The 23,253-nt window shown below is 67.0% G+C and carries 24 protein-coding genes, 1 other RNA gene and 1 riboswitch; of the genes, 17 read left to right on the top strand and 8 right to left on the bottom strand.

Annotated elements, in window-relative coordinates; all coding sequences use genetic code 11:
* Window positions 1-58: 58 nt before the first annotated feature.
* A complete protein-coding gene (scpA, locus tag EJE94_RS04465) occupies window positions 59-2,248 on the bottom strand; it encodes a methylmalonyl-CoA mutase (RefSeq protein WP_121240261.1) in 2,190 nt (729 codons plus the stop codon).
* Window positions 2,249-2,382: 134 nt separating this feature from the next.
* Here scpA and EJE94_RS04460 point away from each other — a divergent pair, with 134 nt between their 5' ends.
* From EJE94_RS04460 to EJE94_RS04405, 12 genes are all read left to right on the top strand, one after another.
* Window positions 2,383-3,036 carry a GntR family transcriptional regulator gene (locus EJE94_RS04460; RefSeq protein WP_121240260.1) on the top strand — a complete coding sequence of 218 codons (654 nt, stop codon included), beginning with the start codon at window positions 2,383-2,385 and terminating at the stop codon, window positions 3,034-3,036.
* Between the two features lie 74 nt (window positions 3,037-3,110).
* On the top strand, window positions 3,111-3,314 hold the full coding sequence (locus EJE94_RS04455) for a hypothetical protein (RefSeq protein ID WP_121240632.1): 204 nt from the start codon (window positions 3,111-3,113) through the stop codon (window positions 3,312-3,314).
* Window positions 3,315-3,339: 25 nt separating this feature from the next.
* A complete protein-coding gene (locus EJE94_RS04450) occupies window positions 3,340-4,608 on the top strand; it encodes an NAD(P)/FAD-dependent oxidoreductase (RefSeq protein WP_121240259.1) in 1,269 nt (422 codons plus the stop codon).
* Window positions 4,609-4,704: 96 nt separating this feature from the next.
* Entirely contained in the window at window positions 4,705-6,372 is a 1,668-nt protein-coding gene (locus EJE94_RS04445; RefSeq protein ID WP_121240258.1) for a cyclic-di-GMP receptor FimW-related protein, read from the top strand.
* A gap of 39 nt (window positions 6,373-6,411) precedes the next feature.
* Window positions 6,412-7,080 (top strand): GMP/IMP nucleotidase, encoded by a 669-nt coding sequence (gene yrfG / locus EJE94_RS04440; RefSeq protein WP_121240257.1) that lies wholly within the window; start codon window positions 6,412-6,414, stop codon window positions 7,078-7,080.
* 74 nt (window positions 7,081-7,154) lie between these two features.
* The gene (locus tag EJE94_RS04435; RefSeq protein ID WP_121240256.1) at window positions 7,155-7,607 is read left to right on the top strand and encodes a DsrE family protein; all 453 of its coding nucleotides are present in this window, start codon (window positions 7,155-7,157) and stop codon (window positions 7,605-7,607) included.
* A 111-nt stretch (window positions 7,608-7,718) separates the two neighbouring features.
* Complete coding sequence (locus EJE94_RS04430) at window positions 7,719-8,408, top strand: GntR family transcriptional regulator (protein WP_121240255.1); 690 nt, start codon at window positions 7,719-7,721, stop codon at window positions 8,406-8,408.
* Window positions 8,405-9,664: a malonyl-CoA decarboxylase gene (locus EJE94_RS04425; RefSeq protein ID WP_121240254.1), complete on the top strand. Its 1,260-nt coding sequence runs from the start codon at window positions 8,405-8,407 to the stop codon at window positions 9,662-9,664. The genes EJE94_RS04430 and EJE94_RS04425 overlap by 4 nt, the downstream gene beginning before the upstream one ends.
* A gap of 16 nt (window positions 9,665-9,680) precedes the next feature.
* Window positions 9,681-10,697 (top strand): TRAP transporter substrate-binding protein DctP, encoded by a 1,017-nt coding sequence (gene dctP / locus EJE94_RS04420; protein ID WP_121240253.1) that lies wholly within the window; start codon window positions 9,681-9,683, stop codon window positions 10,695-10,697.
* 15 nt (window positions 10,698-10,712) lie between these two features.
* A complete protein-coding gene (locus tag EJE94_RS04415) occupies window positions 10,713-11,225 on the top strand; it encodes a TRAP transporter small permease subunit (RefSeq protein WP_121240252.1) in 513 nt (170 codons plus the stop codon).
* A gap of 166 nt (window positions 11,226-11,391) precedes the next feature.
* A complete protein-coding gene (locus EJE94_RS04410) occupies window positions 11,392-12,729 on the top strand; it encodes a TRAP transporter large permease (RefSeq protein ID WP_121240251.1) in 1,338 nt (445 codons plus the stop codon).
* The gene (locus tag EJE94_RS04405; protein WP_121240250.1) at window positions 12,726-14,288 is read left to right on the top strand and encodes a malonate--CoA ligase; all 1,563 of its coding nucleotides are present in this window, start codon (window positions 12,726-12,728) and stop codon (window positions 14,286-14,288) included. Before EJE94_RS04410 ends, EJE94_RS04405 begins: the two co-directional genes overlap by 4 nt.
* On the opposite strand, the gene EJE94_RS04400 is transcribed toward EJE94_RS04405, so the two are convergent.
* Window positions 14,277-15,080, bottom strand: a complete 804-nt coding sequence (locus tag EJE94_RS04400; RefSeq protein ID WP_121240249.1) for a sulfite exporter TauE/SafE family protein — start codon at window positions 15,078-15,080, stop codon at window positions 14,277-14,279. The two genes, EJE94_RS04405 and EJE94_RS04400, sit on opposite strands and share 12 nt — an antisense overlap.
* A complete protein-coding gene (locus tag EJE94_RS04395) occupies window positions 15,077-15,538 on the bottom strand; it encodes an EVE domain-containing protein (protein ID WP_121240248.1) in 462 nt (153 codons plus the stop codon). The genes EJE94_RS04400 and EJE94_RS04395 overlap by 4 nt, the downstream gene beginning before the upstream one ends.
* Window positions 15,539-15,689: 151 nt before the next feature.
* Between EJE94_RS04395 and EJE94_RS04390 the strand changes: the two genes are divergently transcribed.
* Together EJE94_RS04390 and EJE94_RS04385 are read left to right on the top strand one after the other, a co-directional pair.
* Entirely contained in the window at window positions 15,690-16,046 is a 357-nt protein-coding gene (locus EJE94_RS04390; protein WP_121240247.1) for a PA2779 family protein, read from the top strand.
* Window positions 16,047-16,096: 50 nt separating this feature from the next.
* Window positions 16,097-17,074, top strand: coding sequence for a PA2778 family cysteine peptidase (locus tag EJE94_RS04385; RefSeq protein ID WP_207855720.1), 978 nt, complete (start codon window positions 16,097-16,099; stop codon window positions 17,072-17,074).
* A 26-nt stretch (window positions 17,075-17,100) separates the two neighbouring features.
* On the opposite strand, the gene ssrS is transcribed toward EJE94_RS04385, so the two are convergent.
* The 3 genes from ssrS to EJE94_RS04375 all read right to left on the bottom strand — a co-directional run bounded on the left by ssrS (window position 17,101) and on the right by EJE94_RS04375 (window position 17,819).
* A non-coding RNA gene (ssrS, locus tag EJE94_RS15035) (6S RNA) lies at window positions 17,101-17,282 on the bottom strand.
* Between the two features lie 29 nt (window positions 17,283-17,311).
* Window positions 17,312-17,617 carry a cell division protein ZapA gene (locus EJE94_RS04380; RefSeq protein ID WP_121240246.1) on the bottom strand — a complete coding sequence of 102 codons (306 nt, stop codon included), beginning with the start codon at window positions 17,615-17,617 and terminating at the stop codon, window positions 17,312-17,314.
* Window positions 17,618-17,624: 7 nt separating this feature from the next.
* On the bottom strand, window positions 17,625-17,819 hold the full coding sequence (locus EJE94_RS04375) for a hypothetical protein (protein WP_121240245.1): 195 nt from the start codon (window positions 17,817-17,819) through the stop codon (window positions 17,625-17,627).
* A 112-nt stretch (window positions 17,820-17,931) separates the two neighbouring features.
* Window positions 17,932-18,131: riboswitch (cobalamin riboswitch) on the top strand.
* 112 nt (window positions 18,132-18,243) lie between these two features.
* Between EJE94_RS04375 and EJE94_RS04370 the strand changes: the two genes are divergently transcribed.
* Genes EJE94_RS04370 through EJE94_RS04360 form a run of 3 tightly spaced genes read left to right on the top strand, consistent with a single transcriptional unit; the run spans window position 18,244 to window position 21,523 of the window.
* Complete coding sequence (locus EJE94_RS04370; protein WP_121240244.1) at window positions 18,244-20,127, top strand: TonB-dependent receptor domain-containing protein; 1,884 nt, start codon at window positions 18,244-18,246, stop codon at window positions 20,125-20,127.
* Window positions 20,124-20,642, top strand: a complete 519-nt coding sequence (gene cobU / locus EJE94_RS04365) for a bifunctional adenosylcobinamide kinase/adenosylcobinamide-phosphate guanylyltransferase (protein ID WP_121240243.1) — start codon at window positions 20,124-20,126, stop codon at window positions 20,640-20,642. The genes EJE94_RS04370 and cobU overlap by 4 nt, the downstream gene beginning before the upstream one ends.
* Window positions 20,639-21,523 (top strand): cobalamin-binding protein, encoded by an 885-nt coding sequence (locus EJE94_RS04360; protein WP_121240242.1) that lies wholly within the window; start codon window positions 20,639-20,641, stop codon window positions 21,521-21,523. Before cobU ends, EJE94_RS04360 begins: the two co-directional genes overlap by 4 nt.
* Here the strand turns inward: EJE94_RS04360 and EJE94_RS04355 are convergent.
* Both EJE94_RS04355 and EJE94_RS04350 read right to left on the bottom strand, forming a co-directional pair.
* Entirely contained in the window at window positions 21,508-22,263 is a 756-nt protein-coding gene (locus tag EJE94_RS04355; protein ID WP_121240241.1) for an ABC transporter ATP-binding protein, read from the bottom strand. The two genes, EJE94_RS04360 and EJE94_RS04355, sit on opposite strands and share 16 nt — an antisense overlap.
* Window positions 22,260-23,231, bottom strand: a complete 972-nt coding sequence (locus tag EJE94_RS04350) for a FecCD family ABC transporter permease (protein ID WP_121240240.1) — start codon at window positions 23,229-23,231, stop codon at window positions 22,260-22,262. Before EJE94_RS04350 ends, EJE94_RS04355 begins: the two co-directional genes overlap by 4 nt.
* Window positions 23,232-23,253: the final 22 nt, after the last annotated feature.

The following is a 23,253-nucleotide window of genomic DNA, read 5'->3' as shown; positions in this document are numbered from 1 at the left end:
CATGAGCGGCGCAGAGTACCCCGCCGGCCCGATCACCCACCAAACGTAGGGTGTCATCCTAGGCGCTGTGCGGCAAATGGGCGGCGCGGACAGCGCGCAGCACATCGTGGGCGGCCTGCGGGATCGGCGTGCCGGGGCCGAAGATGCCGGCCACGCCGAGGTGGCGCAGGAATTCGTAGTCCTGCGGCGGAATCACGCCGCCGACGAAGACGACGATGTCGTTGGCACCTTCCTGCTTCAGCGCCTCGACCAGTTGCGGCACCAGCGTCTTGTGGCCGGCAGCCAGGGTCGACACGCCGATGGCGTGGACGTCGTTCTCGATGGCCTGGCGCGCGGCCTCCTCGGGCGTCTGGAACAGCGGGCCGATGTCCACGTCGAAACCGAGGTCGGCGAAGGCCGTGGCGACGACCTTGGCGCCGCGGTCGTGGCCGTCCTGGCCGAGCTTGGCGATCATGATGCGCGGACGCCGGCCTTCCGCCGCGGCGAAGGTTTCGATCTGGCTGCGCAGGGCGGCGATCTCGTCGCGCATCTTTTCGTCCTGTCCGAGCATGGCGCCGTAGACGCCGGAAACGGTCTGGTGGGTGGCGCGGTGGCGGCCCCAGACCTTTTCCAGCGCGTCCGAAATCTCGCCCACGGTCGCGCGCAAACGCGTTGCCTTGATGGCGAGATCGAGCAGGTTACCACTGCCGTCCTTCGCGGCCGCGGTCAGCGCGTCGAGCGCGGCCTGCACGGCCGCGGCATCGCGCGTCGCGCGCACCTGGGCCAGGCGCGCGAGCTGCGCCTCGCGCACGGCATGGTTGTCGATATCCAGGGTATCGACCGGCGCCTCGTCCTTGAGGCGGTACTTGTTCACGCCGACGATCACGTCCTGGCCGGAGTCGATGCGCGCCTGCTTCTCGGCGGCGCACTTCTCGATCTGCAGCTTGGCCCAGCCGGACTCGACGGCATGGGTCATGCCGCCCATCCTCTCGACTTCCTCGATGGTGTCCCACGCCATGTCGGCCATGTCCTGGGTGAGCTTCTCCATCATGTAGCTGCCGGCCCAGGGGTCGATGACGTTGGTGATGTGGGTCTCTTCCTGGATCAGGATCTGGGTGTTGCGGGCGATGCGGGCCGAGAATTCGGTGGGCAGCGCGATGGCCTCGTCGAAGGCGTTGGTGTGCAGGCTCTGCGTGCCGCCGAACACCGCGGCCATGGCCTCGATCGCCGTGCGCACCACGTTGTTGTAGGGGTCCTGCTCGGTCAGGCTCCAGCCCGAGGTCTGGCAATGGGTGCGCAGCATCAGCGACTTCGGGTTCTTGGCGCCGAACTCCTTCATGATGCGCCACCACAGCAGGCGCGCCGCGCGCAGCTTGGCGATCTCGAGGTAGAAGTTCATGCCGATGCCGAAGAAGAAACTGAGGCGGCCGGCGAAAGCATCGACGTCGAGGCCCTTCTTCATCGCGGTGCGCACGTACTCCATGCCGTCGGCCAGGGTGAAGGCCAGTTCCAGCGCCTGCGTCGCGCCAGCTTCCTGGATGTGGTAGCCGGAAATGGAGATGGAATTGAACTTCGGCATTTTCTCGGCCGTGTAGCCGATGATGTCGGCGATGATGCGCATCGACGGCTCGGGGGGGTAGATGTAAGTGTTGCGGACCATGAACTCCTTGAGGATGTCGTTCTGGATGGTCCCCGCGAGCTGCTCCTGCGCCACCCCTTGCTCCTCGGCGGCGACGACGTAGCCCGCGAGCACCGGCAGCACGGCGCCGTTCATGGTCATCGACACCGAGACCTTGTCGAGCGGGATGGCGTCGAAGAGGATTTTCATGTCCGCAACCGAGTCGATCGCCACGCCGGCCTTGCCGACGTCGCCGACGACGCGCGGGTGGTCGGAATCGTAGCCGCGATGGGTGGCGAGGTCGAAGGCCACCGAGACGCCCTGCGCGCCCGCGGCCAGCGCCTTGCGGTAGAAGGCGTTCGATTCCTCGGCAGTGGAGAAGCCGGCGTACTGGCGGATGGTCCACGGCCGCGCCGCGTACATCGTCGCCTGCGGGCCGCGGACGAAGGGCTCGCAGCCCGGCAGGGTGTCGGCGAAGGGCAAGCCGGCGGTGTCGGCCGCGGTGTAGAGCGCCTTTACGCGCAACCCTTCGGGTGTCAGCCAGTCGAGGCCGCTCGCGTCGCCGCCGGGCGCGGACTTGGCAGCGGCCCTGGCCCAGCCTTCGATCGAGGCGGCGGGGAAATCGGGATGGGGCTTGGACTCTTGGCTCATGGCTCACTCCACAGGCGGCAGGCGGGAAGGCTGCTCAAGCCGGCAATTGTGCGGCGCAGGCTTGACAACTGCCTGACATCCATAATACGTTATCCATAATTATGAATGCAAGAGACACGGATAGCACCCCGTCCATGCCGATCACACGCCATGCACTCTACGAGGAAGTGGCGGAGCGGCTGCGCGCGCGCATCTTCGCCCACGAGCTGGCTCCCGGCGCCTGGCTCGACGAACAGGCCATCGCCGCCGAACTCGGCATCTCGCGAACGCCGCTGCGCGAGGCGCTCAAGGTGCTCGCCGGCGAAGGTCTGGTGCGACTGGAACCGCGGCGCGGCTGCTATGTCGCCGAACTGACCGAGCAGGACCTCGACGACATCTTCCCGGTGATGGCCCTGCTCGAGGGGCGCTGCGCCTGGGAAGCGGCACGCCGCGCCACCGCCGCCGACCTCGCGGAACTTGCTGCGATCCACAAGGATCTGGAGCGCCACGCGGCCGCCAACGATGCCGACCGTTTCTTCGAAGCCAACCAGGCCTTTCATGCGGCGGTGCAGCACATCGCCGGGAACCGCTTCCTCGCGCAGATGATCGACGACGCGCGCAAGGTGCTCAAGCTCACGCGGCGCGATTCTCTGCGCGTCGACGGCAGACTCAGGCAATCGCTCGCCGAACACCGCGCCATCCTCGCTGCGTTAAGGAAGCGTGAAGAAGGCGAGGCTGCCCGGCTGATGCACGACCACCTGCTCTCCGGTCGCGATGCCCTCGCGCGCCTGCGCGAGCGCAATAACTGATCCAGATCAAACCGCCGATCCCGATGCCCTTCCACAATACAGGGCTTTTTTTCGCATTCGAGGAGGAGACCACAATGAAAGAAAAGCCGATTTGGGAGTTGCAAAAGGGCGTCAAGATGGATGCGGACACCGCAAACGAGGTCGCGAAGATCGCCTGCGCCTTCAAGGCACTGTCGGCCTACACCGCTCTGGTGCTCGACCAGGAAGACAGCTCGGACGAACTACAGGAGATGGTACAGTCAGGGCTCGAAGCAATGAACCATATATTCAAGGTCTGACAAGACCCCAAGGAGACAAGCACACATGGCACATATCGTTATTCTCGGCGCCGGCGTCGGCGGCATGTCCGCCGCTTATGAGATGCGGGAAAAGGCTCGGCCGCAGGACACCGTCAGCGTCGTTTCGAACCACTCCTTCTTCCAGTTCACCCCATCCAATCCCTGGGTGGCCGTCAGCTGGCGCAAGAAGGAAGACATCACCATCGATGCCGGCATTTACCTCGAAAAGAAGGGCATCAAGTTCATCGCCAAGGGCGCGAAGAAGCTCCACGCTGACAAGAACCAGATCGAACTCGAGGACGGCAGCAGCGTCGATTACGACTTCCTGATCATCGCCACCGGGCCCAAGCTCGCGTTCGACGAAGTCGAGGGTCTCGGCCCGACCAAGCACACCCACTCGATCTGCCACGTCGATCACGCGGTCGAAGCCGCCAAGGCCTGGGAAGCCTTCTGCAAGGACCCCGGCCACATCGTCGTCGGCGCGGTGCAGGGCGCCTCCTGCTACGGCCCGGCCTACGAATTCGCCATGATCATGGACACCGACCTGCGCAAGCGCCGCATCCGCAGCAAGGTGCCGATGACCTTCGTCACCGCCGAGCCCTACATCGGCCACCTCGGCTTGGGCGGCGTCGGCGATTCCAAGGGCATGATGGAATCGGTGATGCGCAACCGCCACATCAAGTGGATCTGCAACGCCAAGGTGACCAAGGTCGAGGCCGGCAAAATGTTCGTCGCCGAGCACAACGACGACGGTTCGGTGAAGAAGGAGCACACACTCGACTTCAAGTACTCGATGATGCTGCCGGCCTTCAAGGGCATCGACGCCGTGTTCGGCATCGAGGGCCTGACCAACCCGCGCGGTTTCATCGTCGCCGACATGTTCCAGCGCAACCCGAAGTTCAAGAACATCTACTCGGTGGGCGTCTGCGTCGCGATTCCCCCGGTGGAAGCGACCCCGGTGCCGACCGGCACGCCCAAGACCGGCTACATGATCGAGTCCATGGTCACGGCCACGGTGCACAACATCCGCAACGTGCTCGACGGCAAGGAGCCGGACCAGCAGGCCACCTGGAACGCGGTCTGCCTCGCCGATTTCGGCGACAACGGCGCGGCTTTCGTCGCGCTGCCGCAGATCCCGCCGCGCAACGTCAACTGGTTCTCCCAGGGCAAGTGGGTGCACCTGGCCAAGATCGCCTTCGAAAAGTACCTGCTGCGCAAGATGAAGAAGGGCACCACCGAGCCGGTTTACGAGAAATACGTGATGAACCTGCTGGGTATCAAGAAGCTGAAATAGGCGCCATGGCTGCGTGGTAACCTTCGCCCCTGCCGGGCGATCGGACTCGTCGTTCCCATTCCGGCGAGCCGGACGCTTCGACAGGGCAAGGTATCCATGAGTTCAGCGACTTCGAGAATCGACAACGGCCGGGCCGCTTCCGCGGCGCCGGCCTTTTCGTCCCCGGCGACTTGCGGCACCTGGCTCGACGCCCTCGTCCGCAACCATCCGAAGAACCGCCTGGTCGAGCTCGAGCGCCAGATCGAGCGCCTCAATGGCCATCGACTGGCTGCCGCCGAACGATTCGCCATCCTGGAACTGCTGCGCGCGCCGGTTCACTCCGCGCTGACCGACAACCGGCGTGAATTCGTCGATCGACCGCTGCCCCTGAAGCCAGCCGAACAGGCGGCACTCGATGCGTCCCTGGTCACGTGGTGCGGCCTCGCCGACGGCTACCTGCGCTGTGTCGATGCCTGCCGCGGGCGCGAGACAGGCACCGAGGGACAGCTGGCCGTCACGGTCCAGCGCGCCCTGACGGCACTGGCCGAGCTGCAGCTCGATTGCTACCGCAGCGGCCGCAATGTGACCGCCGGTCATTGGCGCAAGGTGCATCGCGCCTATGCCGCGGCCGAGACGGCGGGCGTTGCGCAGGAGCCGGTGGCGGACGCGCTGCGCCGCGGACGCTCACCGGCCACGCCTTTCGGTGCCTGGAGTGAGGCCCTGCTGCTGCATCTGGCCAGCATGCAGGAGCTGCCGGCGCGGCAGGCCGGCTGGGTCGCACACTGGGTGCGCCGCTGGTCAAGCAAGCTCGAGCTGCGCAGCGAACTGCCGCCTCCAAGCCGGAGCGCGCCGCTCTTCGTTGACATTGAATCCGACCATCCCGCCGGCTACCGCGCCACGCCTTCCAGCGTTCAGCGCATCGTTGACACCTCGCAACTCAAGCGCAGCCTCAAGAAGCGCATCCTCGCGCTCGAGAACGGCCAGTCGCCGGCCGAGTTGGGATTAGGGGAGGACTGCGTGCAGCCACATGCGCGGGATCTGCTGGTCCAGATGTATTTCCGCTGGTGCAAGGGTGGGGCCGCGCGCCGACACGAGCGGCGCGGCGCCGCAGGCACTTGCGTCGTCATCGGCGGTCTCGAAGCTGCGCATTTCCACATTTCCGGCGGTATGGCCCTCGGGCGACCCGACCGCACGCTGAGCGACGAAGAGATCCGCCGCCAGCGCGAAGAAATGGCGGTATTCGGCAGGATCCTCGCCACGCCCGCGACGCCGGGCGCCCATCTGCCCCTGCAGGACACGAACAAGCACCGGGAGACGATGGAATTCTGGCGCCTCGTCGACCAGTCGCCGTCGGGCCTGCAACTGGTGCGCCGCGCAGACCAGCCCGGTCAGCGATTCGTCGGCAGGCAGCTGGTCGCCGTACGTGCTCCCGACATGAAGGTTCTCCACCTCGGCACCGTGCGCCGGGCGACTATCGATACCGACGATGCGCTGCATGCCGGCGTTCGCATTCTCGCCGGTGAGCCCATGGCGGTCATGGTGCGCGGAACGGGTCTCAACGAAATCCGCAGCAAGGCCGTCCCGGCATTCTTCCTCCCCGAAATCCCGTCCCTGGCCGAACCCTCGACCATCATCCTGCCGTGTGGCTGGTTCAAGCGCGAACGCGTGCTGGAGGTCTTGCCGAGCCAGGATCGGAAAATTCGCCTGACGGGCCTGGTCGAACGCGGCAGCGACCACGAGCGCGCGACCTATGAAACGGTGTCGGCGGCAGGCGGCAGTGCCTGACACCCGCTCGCCCCTGCCACGACTTTCCAGGCAGCGACCATGACTACCCGCCTCGACTGGGCAGCGATCGACACCGTTCTGCTCGACATGGACGGCACGCTGCTCGACCTCCATTTCGACAATCACTTCTGGCAGGCGCACGTGCCGGTACGTTATGCCGAGGCGCGCGGCATCAGCCGGGAAGCCGGCCGCGAGGAGTTGATGGCCCGCTACCATGCGCGCGCAGGCACGCTCGAGTGGTACTCCGTCGATTTCTGGGAAACCGAACTCGAGCTCGACATCATGGCGCTCAAGGAAGAGGTCGCCCACCTGATCGCCGTGCATCCGAGCGTGGTCGATTTCCTCGAAGCCGTGCGGGCCTCGGGCCGCCGCATCGTGCTCGCCACCAACGCACACCACAAGAGCGTGACGCTCAAGATGGCGAAGACCGGCCTCAAGCCCCATTTCGACGCCATCGTCACCTCGCACGAACTCGGCGTGGCCAAGGAGGATGTCGGCTTCTGGCGGCAGTTGCAGCAGATCGAGCCGTTCGATCCGGCACGCACGCTGCTGGTTGACGACAGCCTGCCGGTGCTGGACTCGGCGCGGGCCTTTGGCATCGCCCACCTGCGCGCCGTACGGCGACCCGATACGCGCCAGCCCGAGAAGGAAACCGGCGGCTACCTTGCCCTGGCCACTTTCGCGGAACTCATGCCCACGACGGAATAAAGTCCGCCGCATCGGCGTCTTACTCGCAGAGCCGCATTCACGGCCGCCAACCCCGACCCCTGGAGGAAAACCCGATGTCCATCGTCACCACGCTGCGCCGCCTTGGTGCCCTGCTGCTGCTCGGCACCCTTGCCGCCTACGCCGCCACCAGTTCCGCAGGATCGGCCAAGGATCCCGTCAAGGTCGTCTACCATCTCAACCTGGGCCTCGAGCAGGCCGCCGATGCCCTGCGCAATATCGGCAACCACCTGAGCGCCGACCCCACCGCCCGCATCGTCGTCGTTTCGCACGCCAAGGGCATCGACTTCCTGCTGCCCGGCGCCAAGGACGCGAACGGCAACACCTTCACCAGCCGCGTCGAGGATCTCTCGCTCAAGGGCGTCGAGTTCCGCGTATGCAACTTCACGCTCGAAAGCCGCAAGATCGACCCCAAGACCGTCCATCCCGACGCCAAGATCGTGCCGTCGGGCGTAGCAGAAGTCGCCCGGCTGCAGGCGCAGGAGGGCTTCGCCTACGTGAAGCCCTGAACGCGCCTGCACGAAGCCGCCGCGTCATTCACCGCATCGATTGATGCGGCGCAAATTGACGCGGTTTTCGTTTGTGGCTAGCTTGTATACAAAATACCGTATGCAGACTCCGTGAATACCTCCGCGCCCCAACCCACCCGCAGCACCGCGCTCAACCGCAGCTCGCTGAGCCAGCAGGCGGTCGAGGAGTTGCGCCGCCGCATCGCCGGCAACGACCTGGCGCCGGGCCAGCGGCTGGACGAGGCGGCGCTGGCCGGCGATCTCGGCATCTCGCGCACGCCGCTGCGCGAGGCGCTCAAGGTGCTCTCGGCGGAAGGCCTGGTCGAGATCCGGCCGCGGCGCGGCTGTTACGTCGCGGAAATCGTGCCGGCCGATCTCGAGGAAATCTTCCCGATCATGGCGCTGCTCGAAGGCGAGGTGGCCCGCGAGGCCGCGCTCAGGGTCTCCGCCGCCGACCTCAAGCGCCTCGATCAGCTCCATGCCAGCCTCGAACGCCATGCCGCCGACGGCGACGTGGACCGCTACTACGAAGTGAATTACGTCTTCCACGATGCCCTGCAGGGCATCGCCGGCAACCGCTGGCTGCAGCACGTGATCGGCGACCTGCGCAAGTTGCTGAAGCTCTCGCGTCACCGCTCGCTGCGGCTGGAGGGACGGCTCGAGGAATCGCTGGGCGAGCATCGCGCCCTGATGCAGGCCCTGCATCAGCGGGACGGCGATGGCGCGGAGCGGATCATGAAGGGTCACCTGCTGGCGCAGCTGGCTGCACTGCAACGGCTGATGCGGGGACTGTCGGCATGAATGCCCTGCCCGTGCGCGAACGCACGCGCCTGCTCACCCAGCTGCGGGATTGCGCCGAAGGCCTCGGCGGCGAGGTGTCGGCACGGAGCCGCGCCGCGCGCCTGGGCGAGACCTACCTGCAACTGTCGGAGAGCGGCCGCCACGATTTCCTGCGCCTGATAGCCCTCGAGTTCGGCCCCGAGCCGGCGCGCGTCGCCGCCGCCCATGCCGCCTGGCAGGCGGCAATCGGCACGCCGGCGCAGTGGGACGCCGAAGCCGAGCTGCGCACGGCGATGCGCTCGGCGCGCGTACGCATCCTCACCCAGTTCAATGCCCTGCCGCAGGGGGTGAAGTTCCTCGTCGACCTGCGCGCCGACTTGCTCGGCTTTCTCGAACACGACCCCGAGCTCGCCACCCTCGACCGCGAACTCGAAGCCCGGCTCACGGCCTGGTTCGATGTCGGCTTCCTCGAACTGCAGCGCATCACCTGGAACTCGCCGGCCGCGCTGCTGGAAAAACTGATCCAGTACGAGGCGGTGCACGAGATCCGCTCCTGGACCGACCTCAAGAACCGGCTCGATTCCGACCGCCGGCTCTACGCCTTCTTCCACCCGCGCATGCCGCAGGAGCCGCTGATCTTCGTCGAGGTGGCGCTGACCGACCACCTCGCCGACAGCGTCCAGGCCCTGCTCGACGAGTCCGCACCGCTGTTCGACGTGCGCCAGGCCGACACCGCGATCTTCTACTCGATCTCCAACACCCAGGCCGGCCTGCGCGGCGTGTCCTTCGGCAACTTCCTGTTGAAGCGCGTCGTCGACGACCTGCAGCGCGACTTTCCGCGCCTCAAGACCTTCGCCACACTGTCGCCGTTGCCGCAACTGGTGGGCTGGCTCAAGCGCAACCCCGAAGCGCTGAAGGAAGCCGGCATCGATCTCGACCTGGCCGCCCTGACGGCCGGCGACTGGGTCGGGGAACGCGAAACGGCGCGGCAGCTGCGCGAGCCGCTGCTGAAGCTCGCCGCACGCTACCTGGTCCATGCCAAGAGCAGGGATCGCCCCTTCGACCCGGTGGCGCGCTTCCACCTCGGCAACGGCGCCCGCATCGAGCGCATCAATCCCCTGGCCGACATCTCGGCCAAGGGTTTCAAGCAGTCCCTCGGTCTGATGGTCAACTATCTCTACGAGCCGAAGGACATCGAGGACAACGTCGAGGCCCACATCCGCGACGGCAGCATCATCACCTCGGCCGCCGTGCGGCGGCTGGCACGCCAGACATAACCACAAGGAGACACCCATGCGACGCAAGTTCCTGCTCACCGCCTGCAGCGCCCTCACCCTGATGCTCGCCGGCGGCCACGCCCTGGCCCAGACCCCCAAGGTCATCAAGATCTCCCACCAGTTCCCCGGCGGCACCATCGACGAGGGTGATTTCCGCGATCGCCTGACCCGCAAGTTCGCCGCCGAGGTCGAGAAGCGCACCAAGGGCGCGCTCAAGTTCGAGATCTACCCGGCCTCCTCGCTGATGAAGTCGGTCCCGCAATTCAAGGCGGTATCGACCGGCGGCCTCGACATGACGCTCTACCCGCTGGCCTACGCCGGCGGCGAGGTGCCCGAGGTCAATCTAACGCTGATGCCGGCGCTGATCACCGGCTACGAGCAGGGCTTGCGCTGGAAGGACGCGCCGATCGGCAAGGAGCTCACGCGCATCCTCGACGAGAAGAACGTCAAGATCGTGACCTGGATCTGGCAGGCCGGCGGCATCGCGGCCAAGAGCAGGAACGTCGTCAATCCCGACGACGTCAAGGGCATGAAGGTGCGCGGCGGTTCGCGCGAGATGGACCTGATGATCAAGGCCGCCGGCGGCGCCGTCACCAACGTGCCGTCGAACGAGATCTACAGCGCCATGCAGTCGGGCGTGCTCGACGCCGCGCTGACCTCGTCCACTTCGCTGATCAGCTTCCGCCTGCACGAGACCTCGAACTTCCTCACCACCGGCCGCAACCATTCCTTCTGGTTCATGTTCGAACCGCTCTTGATGTCGAAGAAGACCTTCGACTCGCTCACGCCCGAGCAGCAGAAGATCGTTATGGAAGTCGGCGCCTCGCTCGAGAAGTTCGGCATGGATGCGGCCAAGGCCGACGACCAGCGCATCACCGAGGTCTACACCAAGGCCGGCGACAAGGTGGTCGACATGGACAAGGCCGCCTTCGAGAAATGGCGCGAGGTGGCGAAGAACTCCGCCTGGAAGGACTTCGAGGAGAAGGTCAAGAACGGCAAGGCCCTGATGGATATGGCCACTTCAGTCAAATAAGGGTCAAGTATTCCAATGCGCGAAATCTGGGGACTTTTCAGCCGCGGCATCACCGCGGTCAACACGGTGGCGGGCTACCTGTCCGGCTTCGCCATCGTGGCCTGCACCGGCATCCTCGTCTTCGAGGTGGCGGTGCGCTACTGGCTGGCCTGGGCGACCGACTGGGAGATCGAGCTGTCGATCATGCTGCTGATCGTCGCCACCTTCATGAGCGCGGCCTTCACCCAGATCTCGCGCGGCCACGTCGGCATCGAGGTGCTCGACAGCCTGATGTCGGAACGCGCCAACCGCTGGCGCTACCTGGTCGGCGACATCCTGTCGCTGGCGTTCTGCACCTTCATCGCCTGGAAGTCCTGGGCCTTCTTCCACGAGGCCTGGGCCGACGGCAAGATGAGCAACACCGCCTGGGGGCCGAAGCTGTGGCCGGCCTACTTCTTCATGGCGCTGGGCATGACGCTGCTGTCGCTGCAGATGATCGCCCAGATCGGCGACCAGCACCTGCACCAGCACCGGGAGGACGAGGAATGAACGCCCCCTACCCTCCAGCCCCCTCCTCGCGGAGGGGGAGCCCGCAAGCTCGCTGCGCTCGACTGTCACGGGCGGCTTCGTGGGAACGTCCCAGCCGGTTGCGCCTTCGGCGCGTGCCGTCCGGGCTTGGGGCTGCCCTGCGCCCGGACTGCTTTGGAGCCATCGCATGAGCACCCTACAAATCGGCGTGCTCTTCGGCGTCGTCACCTTCATCGCCCTGTTCTCGGGCATGCCCATCGCTTTCGCCGTCGGCGGCGTGGCGCTGACGTTCATGCTCATCTACATGCCGGCCGAAACCGTCGGCCTCGTCGCCGAAACGCTCTACTCCGAGCTCGACAACTTCGTGCTGCTGACCATTCCGCTGTTCGTGCTGATGGGCGCAGCGATCGGCAAGTCGCGCGCCGGCGGCGACCTCTATGCCTCGCTCAACCGCTGGATGGGCCGCATCCCCGGCGGTCTCGGCGTGGCCAACGTCATGGCCTGCTCGGTGTTCGCCGCGATGTGCGGCTCCAGTCCGGCCACCTGCTCCGCCATCGGCTCCTCGGGCATCCCGGAGATGCGGAAGCGCGGCTACTCGCCGGCGTTGGCCGCCGGCATCATCGCCGCCGGCGGCACGCTGGGCATCCTGATCCCGCCGTCGCTGACGCTGATCCTCTACGGCGTGGTCACCGAGCAGTCGATCGGCAAGCTGTTCATGGCCGGCGTCGGCCCGGGCCTGCTGCTCACCGCGCTCTTCGCCGTCTGGGTGGTGATCCGCTTCCGCCAGGAGAAGGCACGCGTTCTGGCCGGCGACGAGTCGGGCGCGACGCGCGAGATCCTGCGCGAGGAAGGCTTCACCTGGCGCGAGAAGTTCGAGACCCTGCCGCGCCTCGCCCCTTTCATCGGCGTCATCGTCATCATCATGGTCGCGCTCTACGGCGGCTGGGCCACGCCTTCCGAAGTCGCCGGTATCGGTGCCTTCTTCTCGCTGCTGATGGTGATCGTCATCTACAAGTGCTGGCGCTGGCCGGACCTCAAGGCCATCCTCGGCGGCACGGTGCGCGAATCGACCATGGTGATGATGATCATCGCCACCAGCTTCCTCTACACCTACGTCATGAGCTACCTGCACATCACGCAGGAAGTGGCGCAGTGGCTGGTGGCCCTGCCGCTGGGCAAGTGGGGCTTCTTCGTCGCCGCCAACATCCTGCTGGTGGTGCTCGGCTTCTTCCTGCCGCCGGTGGCCATCATCCTCATGGTGACGCCCATCATCCTGCCGGCGCTCAAGGCCCACGGCATCGACCTCGTCTGGTTCGGCGTGATCATGACCATCCTGATGGAAATGGGGCTGATCCACCCGCCGGTCGGCTTGAACCTCTTCGTCATCAACTCCATCGCGCCCGACATCAAGCTGCGCGACATCATCTGGGGCACCATGCCCTTCATCGGCCTGATGGTGTTCGCGATCTTCCTGCTCGCCGTCTTCCCCGAAATCGCCATGTGGCTGCCGCAGAACGTCAAATGAATCTCTACGCCCTCCTCACCCGGCACTTCCCGAAGGACCCGCGGGCGCCGTGCATGATCCTGCCGGACGGCCGCGTGTGGACCTACGGCGACATCGAACGCGCCTCGGGTCGCATCGCCAACCTGATCGCATCGCTCGGCCTCAGGCCGGGCGACCGCGTCGCGGCGCAGGTCGAGAAGAGCGCCGAGGCGCTGGTGCTCTATCTCGCTTGCTTACGTGCCGGGATGGTGTTCCTGCCGCTCAACCCGGCCTACCAGCGCCATGAGCTGGAGTATTTCCTCGGCGATGCCCAACCCGGCCTGTTCGTCTGCCGGCCGCAGATGCGCACGCTCGCCGACGAAGTGGCGGCAAAGGCCGGCGTGGCGCACGTGCTCGAGCTCGACGATGCCGGCCACGGCTCGCTCGTCGACGCCGCCGCGCCGCATGCCGATGCCTTTAGGACGGTCGCGCGCCAGGACTCCGACCTCGCCGCCATCCTCTACACCTCGGGCACCACCGGCCGTTCCAAGGGCGCGATGCTGACCCACGGCAATCTTGGCGCCAACGCGAAGACGCTGCACGCCTACTGGCATTTCCGCAAGGGCGACGTGCTGCTGCACATGCTGCCGATCTTCCACGTCCATGGCCTGTTCGTCGCCTGTCACACCAGTCTGCTCAACGGCTCGGCCATGTTCTGGGAGCCGAAGTTCGACGCAAAACAAGCGATGTCCTTGCTGCCGCAGGCGACGGTCATGATGGGCGTGCCCACCTACTACGTGCGGCTGCTGCTCGAACCGGGCTTCACGCGCGAGACCTGTCGCAGCGTCCGCCTCTTCGTCTCCGGCTCGGCGCCGCTGCTCAGGGAAACCTTCGACGAATTCCGCACGCGCACCGGCCATACGATACTGGAGCGCTACGGCATGACCGAGGGCGGCATGTTCACTTCCAACCCCTATGACGGCGAGCGCCGTGGCGGCACGGTCGGCTTCCCGCTGCCGGGCACCGAGGTCCGAATTGTTATGCAAAGCGGTATCCACTCGGACGGCGCCGGTGACGCCCCGCAGGAAGTCCCCTTGGGGGACACGGCGGTGAAGCCCGGCGAAATCGGCGGCATCCAGGTCCGCGGCGCCAACGTCTTCGTCGGCTACTGGCGGATGCCGGAAAAGACGCAGGAGGAATTCACCGCCGACGGCTTCTTCAGGACCGGCGACATGGGTTCCTGGGACAAGGACGGCTACATCGTGATCAGCGGCCGCTCGAAGGACCTGATCATCACCGGCGGCCTCAACGTCTACCCCAAGGAAATCGAAGAGCTGATCGATGCCCTGCCCGGCGTGGCCGAATCGGCCGTGATCGGCCTGCCCCACCCGGACTTCGGCGAGGCCGTGACCGCAGTCGTCGTGCGACAGAAGAACGCGGCCGGCGAAGCGCTGAGCGAGGCCGGCATCATTGCGGCGGTGAAGGCCGAATTCGCCAACTTCAAGGTGCCCAAGCGCGTATTCCTCGTCGACGACCTGCCGCGCAACGCCATGGGCAAGGTGCAGAAGAACCTGCTGCGCGACGAGTACTCAGGCAAATAGCAGGCCGTGCAGCATCTTGGTGGCGAGCAGCGCGAGGAAGCCGCCGAAGGCGCGCTTGAGCTGCTTCACCGGCAGGCTGTGCGCGGTCTTCGCGCCCAGCGGCGCGATCAGCATGCTCATGGCCACCACGCCGAAGAAGGCCGGCAGATAGACATAGCCGAGCGAATATTCGGGCAGGCCCGTCGCCTTCATGCCGCTGAGGATGTAGCCGACGGTGCCGGCCACGGCGATCGGGAAGCCGAGCGCAGCCGAAGTGCCGACGGCCTGGTGGATCACCACGTTACAGAACACCATGAAGGGGATGGAGAGGAAGCCGCCGCCGGCTGCGACCAGGCTCGACACCACGCCGATGCTGCCGCCGGCGACGAGCATGCCGAAGCCGCCCGGAAGCTGACGGTGCGGCTTGGGCTTGAAGTCGAGCATCATCTGGATCGAGGCGTAATAGACGATGGCGGTGAACACCATCGCCAGCGGCCGCGTCGGCACCCAGGTGGCGATGAAGGAGCCGCCCAGCGTGCCGATGATCAGGCCCGGCGCGAAGACCTTGACGATGTCCCAGCGCACCGCGCCGTGGCTGTGGTGGGCGCGCATGCTGGAGATCGAGGTGAACACGATGGTCGCCATCGAGGTGCCCAGCGCCAGGTGCATGGTGTGCTCGAGCGGGAAGTTCTGCGCGGTGAACAGCATGAACAGCAGCGGCACGATGGTCAGCCCGCCGCCGACGCCGAACAGCCCGGCGACGAATCCGGCGAATATGCCCAGACCGAGATAGACCAGCAGCCAGGTCGTCATTTCATCAACCGCTTGACGATGAACTCCCACTCCGCCGGATCGACCGGCGTGATCGACAACCGGTTGCCGCGCTGCAAGATACGCATGTGGGCGAGTTCGGGGTGGGTGCGCAGTTCGGCGAGGCTCACCAGACGCGTCTTTTTCGTCACCCGCACGTCGACGTTCACCCAGCGCGGGTTTTCCGGCGAGGACTTCGGGTCGTAATAGTGACTCCCGGGGTCGAACTGGGTGCGATCCGGGTAGGCCTTCTTCGCCACCTCGGCCAGCCCGGCGATGCCCGGCTCCTTGCAGTTCGAGTGGTAGAAGAAGACCTTGTCGCCGACGGACATCTGGTCGCGCATGAAATTGCGCGCCTGGTAGTTGCGCACGCCCCACCAATCTACGGTCTGCCCGGGCATGGCCAGTACGTGGTCGACGCCCACGACCTCGGGTTCGCTCTTCATCAGCCAGTAACGCATAGGATTTCTCTGTTCTGCAACTCGTAAGGCGGCAATGTTACAGCGCTTGACCGGGAGCGCGCCCGGCACTAGAGTGGGATCGGTGGGTCGCGAGTCGCACCCGCAGGGTTGTTGGTCCCGTAAGCATTCCGAACAAGAAAGGGAGCATGCCATGTCACGCCAATTCATGAAATTTGTCAGCCGCCTGCTGGTTCTCTGCATGCTGGCGTTGCCGTTCTCCAGTCATGCAGGGATGATTCCGACCGACCAGATCGCCGCCGCGCAGCAGCAGGATGCGCGCGGGGTGGTGACCACTTATCTGGCCCGTGCCGACGTGCAGTCGGAATTGCAGGCACTCGGCATCTCGTCCGACAGCGCCAGGGATCGCGTCGCCGCGATGACCGACGAGGAAGTCGGCCGTCTCGCCGGCCAAATCCAGGCGCAGCCCGCCGGTGCCGCCAGCCCGTGGGCCGTGGCCGCCGCGGTGATCGTCATCGTCTGGGCTCTGTGGTACTTCTACTACCGTTGAGCGCCGGCAGGTTTTGCCCACAGGGGGCCCGCATCGCGGGCCTTCTGCTTTTGGCGGCCGCGCTGCTGTCCGGCTGCGCCGGGCTGCCCCAGGTCGACGCCGTGCGCGCCGCGCGCGACCGCGACCAGTTGCCGCGGCGTGTCGAGCTCGCCGACGTGCCCTTCTTCCCGCAGCAGGAACACCACTGCGGACCGGCCGCGCTGGCGACGGTGCTGGTCGCGAGCGGCACCGCAATCACCCCGGAGGCCCTGGCCGAGCAGGTCTATCTGCCGGGGCGCGAGGGCAGCCTGCAGGTCGAGATGCTCGCCGCCGCACGACGCAATGGCCACATCGCCTGGCAGCTCGCCCCCAGCCTCGTCGACGTGCTGCGCGAGGTGGCCGCGGGCAATCCGGTGATCGTGCTGCTGAACGTCGGCCTGCGGCCGATGCCCTTCTGGCACTACGCGGTGGTTATCGGCTACGACCTCGACAAGGGCGAGGTCCTGCTGCGTTCCGGCGACCAGCGCAGGAAGCGCGTGCCGTTCGCCCCCTTCGACTTCTTCTGGCGCGACAGCAAGTACTGGGCGATGCTGGCGATGCCGCCGCCGCGCCTGCCGGCCACCGCGAACGAAGCCGGCTACGGCACCGCCGTCGTCGCCGTCGAGCGCCTCGGTTACGCTGCGGAGGCCCGCCAGGCCTACGAAGCGATGCTGGCGCGCTGGCCCGAAAGCTACCTCGCCCTGATGGGCCTGGGCAATTCCCTGCACGCCAGTGGCCGGCTCGCGGCGGCGGCCGATGCATTCCGCCGCGCGTCGCTGGCAAAGCCAACGGACGCGGCCGCCTTCAACAACCTGGCACAGACGCTGGCCGACCTCGGCCAATGGCGCGAAGCGCTGGAGCCGGCGCGGCAGGCCGTCGCTCTCGGCGGTCCGTTGCTGGAGACGTCGCAATCGACCTTGTCCGCGATCGAGCGCGAGGTGGCGCGCTTGCCCGCGAACAAGGTACGCAAATCGTCGAAAAAAGGCGAAAAGAAAGCGCGGAACCCTTAACCGGGATTCCGCGCTTCTTCACAGTACAGTCCCCCGCCTGTGCCGTTAGGCCGGCATCCTGAACCTGGGTTCAGGGAGGTCGCGTTCCTGCCGCATCAGGTGCGCTCGACGAGGAGCGCTCGCAACAGCGGCGTCGATGGGCGGCGACCATGTCGCATGGACATTGGTTCAAAGGAATTTACGACCTTGACGAACACCGCAGGGGATTCGCGGGCGCGGGCTGCGATTTTGTCGCAGCTAGAACAGCTTCTCCTGCAGGGCCAGAGCCTCGTCCAGGCGCGCTTCCATGGCGCTGATTCTCCGCTTTAGATCGTACCTGTCAACGCCTGCGCCGGGATTTTTTTGCGACAACAGTTCGTGTGCGAGATTGAGCGCCGTCATCACCGCCAGGCGTTCGCCGGTGCTCTTGCTCTTCGTCGCCATTTCGCCCATGCGCTCGTCGAGAAGGTCCACCGCAGCCTGCAACGACTCGCGTTCCTCGGGCGGACAGGCGACGCGATAGTCCTTGCCCAGCAGCTTGATGTCGAGGGTGTTTCCGCTCATTTCCGGGTCATTGCTCGGGCAGGCGCTCCATCAGTGCTTCCAGCCGCACGCGCGCGGTCTGGATCTTGTCGGTCAGCGTCACCTTCTCGCCCTCGAGCCCGGCGACGCGCTCGCGCAACATGCGGTTCTCCTCGCGCAACTCCTGAAAGTTCGCGAGAAACTGGTCGAGCTTGGACTCGAGAGCGGTGACGTCGCCATTCATCCGACGAAGTTTCTTTGAAAATTCCCTTTCAGTCAAGAAGTAAGGCAGCTGACTTAAGGTAAATCCGAGAATCAAATGCGGACACCCCGAAAGCCTGCTCGCCGCATTGCTATACTGCGTGCCTGTCCGCGGTGCCCGGACGGCTCGCGCAAGCCAGCCGCCAGGTGAAACGGGAAACAGGTGCGATACCTGTGCTGCCCCCGCAACGGTAAGGAAGTGCGGATTCGTCACGATGCCACTGGGAAACCCTCCCGGGAAGGCGACGAATCAAGACTTCCAAGCCCGGAGACCGGCCACGGACAGTCGTTGGAAGCGCTGCGGGGAAGCGGCGTTCGGCGCTATCGTGGCACCGATCGAGCATTTTCCCTGAACGTTTCCGTTGTCCGCAACCGCCTGCGGGGACGCAGGCCGTCAGGGAGTCACCATGCATCGCAACGTCAGGCGCGCCGCCATCGCGGCCGCATTGTTCCAGATGTTCACCTCGTCCGCCGCCCATGCCGCCGATGACGCGGCCATCGTCGTCACCGGCACCCGCCAGCAGATGCGCGCCGCCGAGTCACTCAGCGATCTCAGCGTCGTCACGCGCGAGGATATCCAGCGGGCCGGCCAGAGCACGCTGGCGGAACTGCTGCAAACCCAGCCCGGTCTCGAGATCTCCTCCACCGGCGGCCCCGGCCAGCCGGCCACGGTGTTCATGCGCGGCGCCAACGGCGCCCACACCCTGGTGCTGATCGACGGCATGCGCGTCGGCTCGGCCACGCTCGGCACCACCGCATTCGAACACCTGCCGCTCGCCGCCATCGACCGCATCGAGATCCTGCGCGGACCGGCTTCGAGTCTTTACGGCTCCGACGCCATCGGCGGCGTGATCCAGATCTTCACCAAGCGCGGCAGCGGGCCGATCGCGCCCAACTTCAGCCTCGGTTACGGCACCTACGACACCTGGCAGGGCAGCGCCGGCATCGGCGGCCAGACCGAGGGCGGGCGCTTCAGCCTGCAGGCGGGCTTCGTCGACACCAAGGGCTTCAACGCGATCACCAACGACCAGAATTTCGCCTACAACAAGGATCGCGACGGCTACCGGAACACCAATTTCTCCGGCAGCTTCGCCCTGAACCTCGCACAAGGCCATGAACTGGGCGGCAACGCACTCTATTCCGACGGCACGACGCAGAAGGACGCGCTGCAGTGCGATCCCTTCTTCTTCGCCTGCACCACCGACTACGACTCGAAGACGCGCCAGACGGTACAGAGCGGCAACCTCTACCTGCGCAACCAGTTCACGAAGATCTGGGCCAGCACGCTGCGCATCGGCCAGAGCACGGACGACATGGCCGACCAGCGGCTCGACCCCTCGACCAACCGCGAATTCAAGGACACCTTCCGCACCACGCAGGACCAGGTCGTCTGGCAGAACGACGTGACGGCCGGCCCCGGCAAGCTGCTGCTCGCCGCGGAGCAACTCAAGCAGCGCATCGCCTCGACCAATGCCTACCCGGTGACGCAGCGCACGATCAACTCGCTGCTGGCCGGCTACCAGGGCTGGTTCGACAAGCACGGCATCCAGGTCAATCTGCGCGGCGACAGCAATTCGCAATTCGGCGACGAGACCACCGGCGGCATCAGCTACGGCTACCAGTTCACCCCGGCCTGGCGCTTGATGCTCGGCGCCCGCAGCGCCTTCAAGGCGCCGACCTTCAACGACCTCTACTTCCCCGCCAGCTTCTTCGGCGCGGGCAACCCGAAGCTGCAGCCGGAGCATTCACAGAACCGCGAAGGCGCGCTGGTCTACGACACGCCGCGGCAGCGCCTCTCGCTCACGCTCTACCGCAACGAGGTGCGCGACCTCATCGACTGGGTCGAGACGCCGCCGGGTTCCTGGTTCTACACGCCGACCAACGTCAATCGGGCGCTGCTCACCGGCGCGACGCTGGCCGGCTCGGCGACCTTCGGCAACTGGCAATTGCGCGGCAACCTCGACTTCCAGGACCCGCGCGACCAGACCACCGACAAGCTGCTGGTCAATCGCGCCCAGCATTACGGCACCCTCGGCGCCGACTATCGCGCCGAGCGCTGGCAGGTCGGCGGCGAGGTCGTCGGGTCCGGTGTACGTTACGACGACCAGGCCAACACCATCACGCTCGGCGGCTACGGTATCGTCAATCTCCATGGCCAGTATGCGATCGACAAGGGCTGGAACCTGTTCGCCCGCGCCAACAACGTCTTCGACAAGCGTTACGAACTGCGCCGCGACTACGCCACGGCAGGCGCCAATGTGTTCGTCGGCGTGAGGTACGAGCCGCAATGAAGGAGCTGATCCTCGGCGGCGCCCGTTCCGGAAAGTCGGCGCTGGCGCTACGGCGCGCCGAAGCGTTCGCGCAGTCGGGCCACGCGGTGGCCTGGCTCGCCACGGCCCAGGCGCTCGACGCCGAGATGGCCGGGCGCATCGCCCGCCACCGCGACGAGCGGCCCGCAGGCTGGCGCACGCTCGAGGAGCCGCTGCGGCTGGCGCAGGCACTCCATGACTGCGCCTCAGACGGCGCTTGCGTGGTGGTCGATTGCCTGACCCTGTGGCTGACCAACCTGATGCTGGCCGAGGATGCCGGGCTGCTCGAACGCGAGACGGCGGCACTGCTCGCGGCTCTGCCCGTACTGCCGGGCGAGGTGATCCTCGTCGCCAACGAAGTCGGCCTCGGCATCGTGCCGGACAACGCGCTGGCGCGGCGTTTCCGCGACGAGGCCGGGCGGCTCAATCAGGCCGTGGCCGCGCTGTGCGAGCGCGTCACCTTCGTCGCCGCCGGCCTGCCGCTGGTACTCAAATGAAGCGCCTGCTCGCGCTGTTCCTGCTCACGTTATCCGGCGCCGCGTTAGGCGAAGTCGCCGCGACCGACGACGCCGGCAAGCTCGTGCGGCTGGCGCGGCCTGCAGCGCGCATCGTCAGCCTCTCGCCCCACGTCACCGAACTGCTCTACGCCGCCGGCGCCGGCGAGCGGGTGGTGGCGGCCGTCGAATACTCCGACCATCCCGAGGCAGCGAAGAAATTGCCGCGGATCGGCAGCTACGCGGCGCTCGACCTCGAGCGCATCGCCACGCTCAAGCCCGACCTCGCCGTCGCCTGGGGCAGCGGCAATCCGCCGGCGCAGGTCGCGCAATTGGCGCGCCTCGGCATTCCGGTGTTCGTCAGCGAGCCGAAGAAACTCGAGGACATCCCCGCCACGCTGCGCCGCCTGGGCCGGCTGACCGCCAGCGCGGCCGCCGAGACGGCGGCGCGCGACTTCGAGCGGCGGCATGCCGCTCTGAGCGAGAAATACGCCGGGCGGCGCAGCGTCGGCGTCTTCTACGAAATCTGGAACCAGCCGCTGATGACCGTCGGCGGCGAGCACGTCATCAGCGCCGCGATCACCCTCTGCGGCGGCCGCAACGTCTTCGCCCGCCTGACGCAGCCGGCCGAGGCGGTCGAACTCGAGGCGGTGCTGCGGGCCGATCCCGAAGCCATCGTCTCCGGCGGAATGGAAACGGTGCGACGGGAATGGCTCGAACAGTGGCGCCGCTGGCCGCAGCTCACCGCGGTGAAGCGCGGCAATCTTTTCGTCGTGCCGCCCGACCTGCTGCAGCGCCATACGCCGCGCCTGCTCGAAGGCGCAGAGCGGCTGTGCGAAGCGCTGGAAACGGCGCGGCAGCGCGCCGTTCAGACAGGGAAATAGTGGCTGCCGTGCGGCGTGTCGATCGCGGCCACGGGGTGGCGGTAGAGTCGCGTCAAGACCTCGGCCGAGAGCATATCGGCCACAGGGCCGGCGCAGCACTGGCCGTCGCCGAACAGCAGCAGCACGTGGGAACAATAGCGTGCCGCGAGATTGACTTCGTGCAGGGTCATCACCAGGGTGCGCTCGCTCCAGCCGACCAGGAGGTCGAGCAATGCGATCTGCTGGTGCATGTCGAGATGGGAGGTCGGCTCATCGAGCAGCAGCAGCGGCACCTCCTGCGCCAGCAGCGCAGCCAGGGCGAGGCGGCGGCGTTCGCCGCCGGAGAGCGTCGCCGCGCGGCGCTCCTCGAGCCCGGCCAGTCCGACCGCTTCGATGGCGTAGCGCGCCAGCGCCTCGTCGCGACCCGTCTCGGCCTGCCACCAGGCGAGATGCGGCAGGCGGCCGAGCAGCGCCACCTCGCGCACCGTCGCCTCGGGATCGTCGCGATCCTCCTGCGCCATCAGGCCGAGGCGCTGCGCCCGATCGCGTGCGGGGGTTTCGTCGAGCGGCCTGCCGTCGAGCAGGACCTCGCCGCCTTGCGCCGGGCGCAGGCCGGCGAGCGTGCTCAGCAGAGTGGTCTTGCCGACGCCATTGACGCCGAGGATGGACCAGCGGCTGCCGGGCTCGACCGTCAGGTCGAGATCGCGGCAGACGTCGCGGCCGGCGATGGAGACGGAGAGCTTGCGCGTCGCCAGCGTCATCGGCGGTCCCGCGCCAGCAGCCAGAGGAAGATCGGGGCGCCGAGCGCCGCCGTCACCGCGCCGACCGGCAGCTGGCGCGGCGCGGCCACGGTGCGCGCGGCGAGGTCCGCCAGCAGCAGCAGCGTGCCGCCCGCAAGCACGCAGCCGGGCAGCAGCACGCGGTGGCGGCGCAGGCCGGCGAGGCGCAGCACATGCGGCGTCACCAAACCGACGAAGCCGATGCTGCCGGCAGCCAGCACCGCCAGCGTGGTCACCACCGCCGCGAGCAGCAGCGCCGCGGCGCGCAGGCGCCCGACCGCGACGCCCAGCGCGCGCGCCGCGACATCGCCCTGGCCCAGCGCATCGAAGCCGCGCGCCAATGGCCACGCCAGCAGCAGCGCCAGCGCTGCCGCCAGCGGTGGCGTCGCGGCGTGCGCCGGATCGACGCCCGAGAGGTCGCCCATGAGCCAGAACACCATGCCGCGCAGCGGCGCATCGGGCGCGAGGGCGAGGATCAGCGTGACCAGCGCCCCCCAGGCCGAGGACAGGATCACGCCCGCCAGCAGCAGGCGGTGCGGCAGCAGGCCGCCGCGCCAGCCCAGCAGCAACAGCACGGTGAGCGAGAGCGCGGCGCCGCCGAGTCCCGCGCCCGCGAGCCAGATGCCGGACAAGCCCGCCAGCATCGCCAGCAGCGCCATCGCACCCGCCCCCCCGGAGATGCCGAGGACGAAGGGATCGGCCAGCGGGTTGCGCAACAGCGCCTGCAGCAGGGCGCCGGCCAGCGCCAGCAAGGCACCCACGCCGAAGGCGGCCAGCGCGCGCGGCAGGCGCAGGTTCAGGATCACCTCGCGCTCGAGTCCGCCGGCACCATCCGTCAGCGCCTGCCAGGCGCGCGCAGGCTCGATGCCCTGCGAGCCTGCCGCCAAAGCCAGCAGGAAGCCGGCGCAGGCGACGACGGCGAGCAGCGGCAGCAGCAGGGCAGGGCGCATGGGCGGGCGGTCAGGGTAAAGT

It is taken from the genome of Sulfurisoma sediminicola (assembly GCF_003865015.1).
Lineage (GTDB): Bacteria > Pseudomonadota > Gammaproteobacteria > Burkholderiales > Rhodocyclaceae > Sulfurisoma > Sulfurisoma sediminicola.
This window is presented reverse-complemented; position numbering and strand designations above follow the sequence as displayed.

Coding starts and splice junctions, on each gene's coding strand:
- EJE94_RS04425 (WP_121240254.1), top strand. CDS start 8,405: ATGAATGCCCTGCCCGTGCGCGAACGCACGCGCCTGCTCACCCAGCTG.
- EJE94_RS04455 (WP_121240632.1), top strand. CDS start 3,111: ATGAAAGAAAAGCCGATTTGGGAGTTGCAAAAGGGCGTCAAGATGGAT.
- EJE94_RS04355 (WP_121240241.1), bottom strand. CDS start 22,263: ATGACGCTGGCGACGCGCAAGCTCTCCGTCTCCATCGCCGGCCGCGAC.
- EJE94_RS04410 (WP_121240251.1), top strand. CDS start 11,392: ATGAGCACCCTACAAATCGGCGTGCTCTTCGGCGTCGTCACCTTCATC.
- EJE94_RS04460 (WP_121240260.1), top strand. CDS start 2,383: ATGCCGATCACACGCCATGCACTCTACGAGGAAGTGGCGGAGCGGCTG.
- EJE94_RS04445 (WP_121240258.1), top strand. CDS start 4,705: ATGAGTTCAGCGACTTCGAGAATCGACAACGGCCGGGCCGCTTCCGCG.
- EJE94_RS04350 (WP_121240240.1), bottom strand. CDS start 23,231: ATGCGCCCTGCCCTGCTGCTGCCGCTGCTCGCCGTCGTCGCCTGCGCC.
- EJE94_RS04370 (WP_121240244.1), top strand. CDS start 18,244: ATGCATCGCAACGTCAGGCGCGCCGCCATCGCGGCCGCATTGTTCCAG.
- EJE94_RS04405 (WP_121240250.1), top strand. CDS start 12,726: ATGAATCTCTACGCCCTCCTCACCCGGCACTTCCCGAAGGACCCGCGG.
- EJE94_RS04435 (WP_121240256.1), top strand. CDS start 7,155: ATGTCCATCGTCACCACGCTGCGCCGCCTTGGTGCCCTGCTGCTGCTC.
- EJE94_RS04360 (WP_121240242.1), top strand. CDS start 20,639: ATGAAGCGCCTGCTCGCGCTGTTCCTGCTCACGTTATCCGGCGCCGCG.
- dctP (WP_121240253.1), top strand. CDS start 9,681: ATGCGACGCAAGTTCCTGCTCACCGCCTGCAGCGCCCTCACCCTGATG.
- EJE94_RS04375 (WP_121240245.1), bottom strand. CDS start 17,819: ATGAATGGCGACGTCACCGCTCTCGAGTCCAAGCTCGACCAGTTTCTC.
- EJE94_RS04450 (WP_121240259.1), top strand. CDS start 3,340: ATGGCACATATCGTTATTCTCGGCGCCGGCGTCGGCGGCATGTCCGCC.
- EJE94_RS04390 (WP_121240247.1), top strand. CDS start 15,690: ATGTCACGCCAATTCATGAAATTTGTCAGCCGCCTGCTGGTTCTCTGC.
- EJE94_RS04400 (WP_121240249.1), bottom strand. CDS start 15,080: ATGACGACCTGGCTGCTGGTCTATCTCGGTCTGGGCATATTCGCCGGA.
- EJE94_RS04395 (WP_121240248.1), bottom strand. CDS start 15,538: ATGCGTTACTGGCTGATGAAGAGCGAACCCGAGGTCGTGGGCGTCGAC.
- EJE94_RS04415 (WP_121240252.1), top strand. CDS start 10,713: ATGCGCGAAATCTGGGGACTTTTCAGCCGCGGCATCACCGCGGTCAAC.
- yrfG (WP_121240257.1), top strand. CDS start 6,412: ATGACTACCCGCCTCGACTGGGCAGCGATCGACACCGTTCTGCTCGAC.
- scpA (WP_121240261.1), bottom strand. CDS start 2,248: ATGAGCCAAGAGTCCAAGCCCCATCCCGATTTCCCCGCCGCCTCGATC.
- EJE94_RS04380 (WP_121240246.1), bottom strand. CDS start 17,617: ATGAGCGGAAACACCCTCGACATCAAGCTGCTGGGCAAGGACTATCGC.
- cobU (WP_121240243.1), top strand. CDS start 20,124: ATGAAGGAGCTGATCCTCGGCGGCGCCCGTTCCGGAAAGTCGGCGCTG.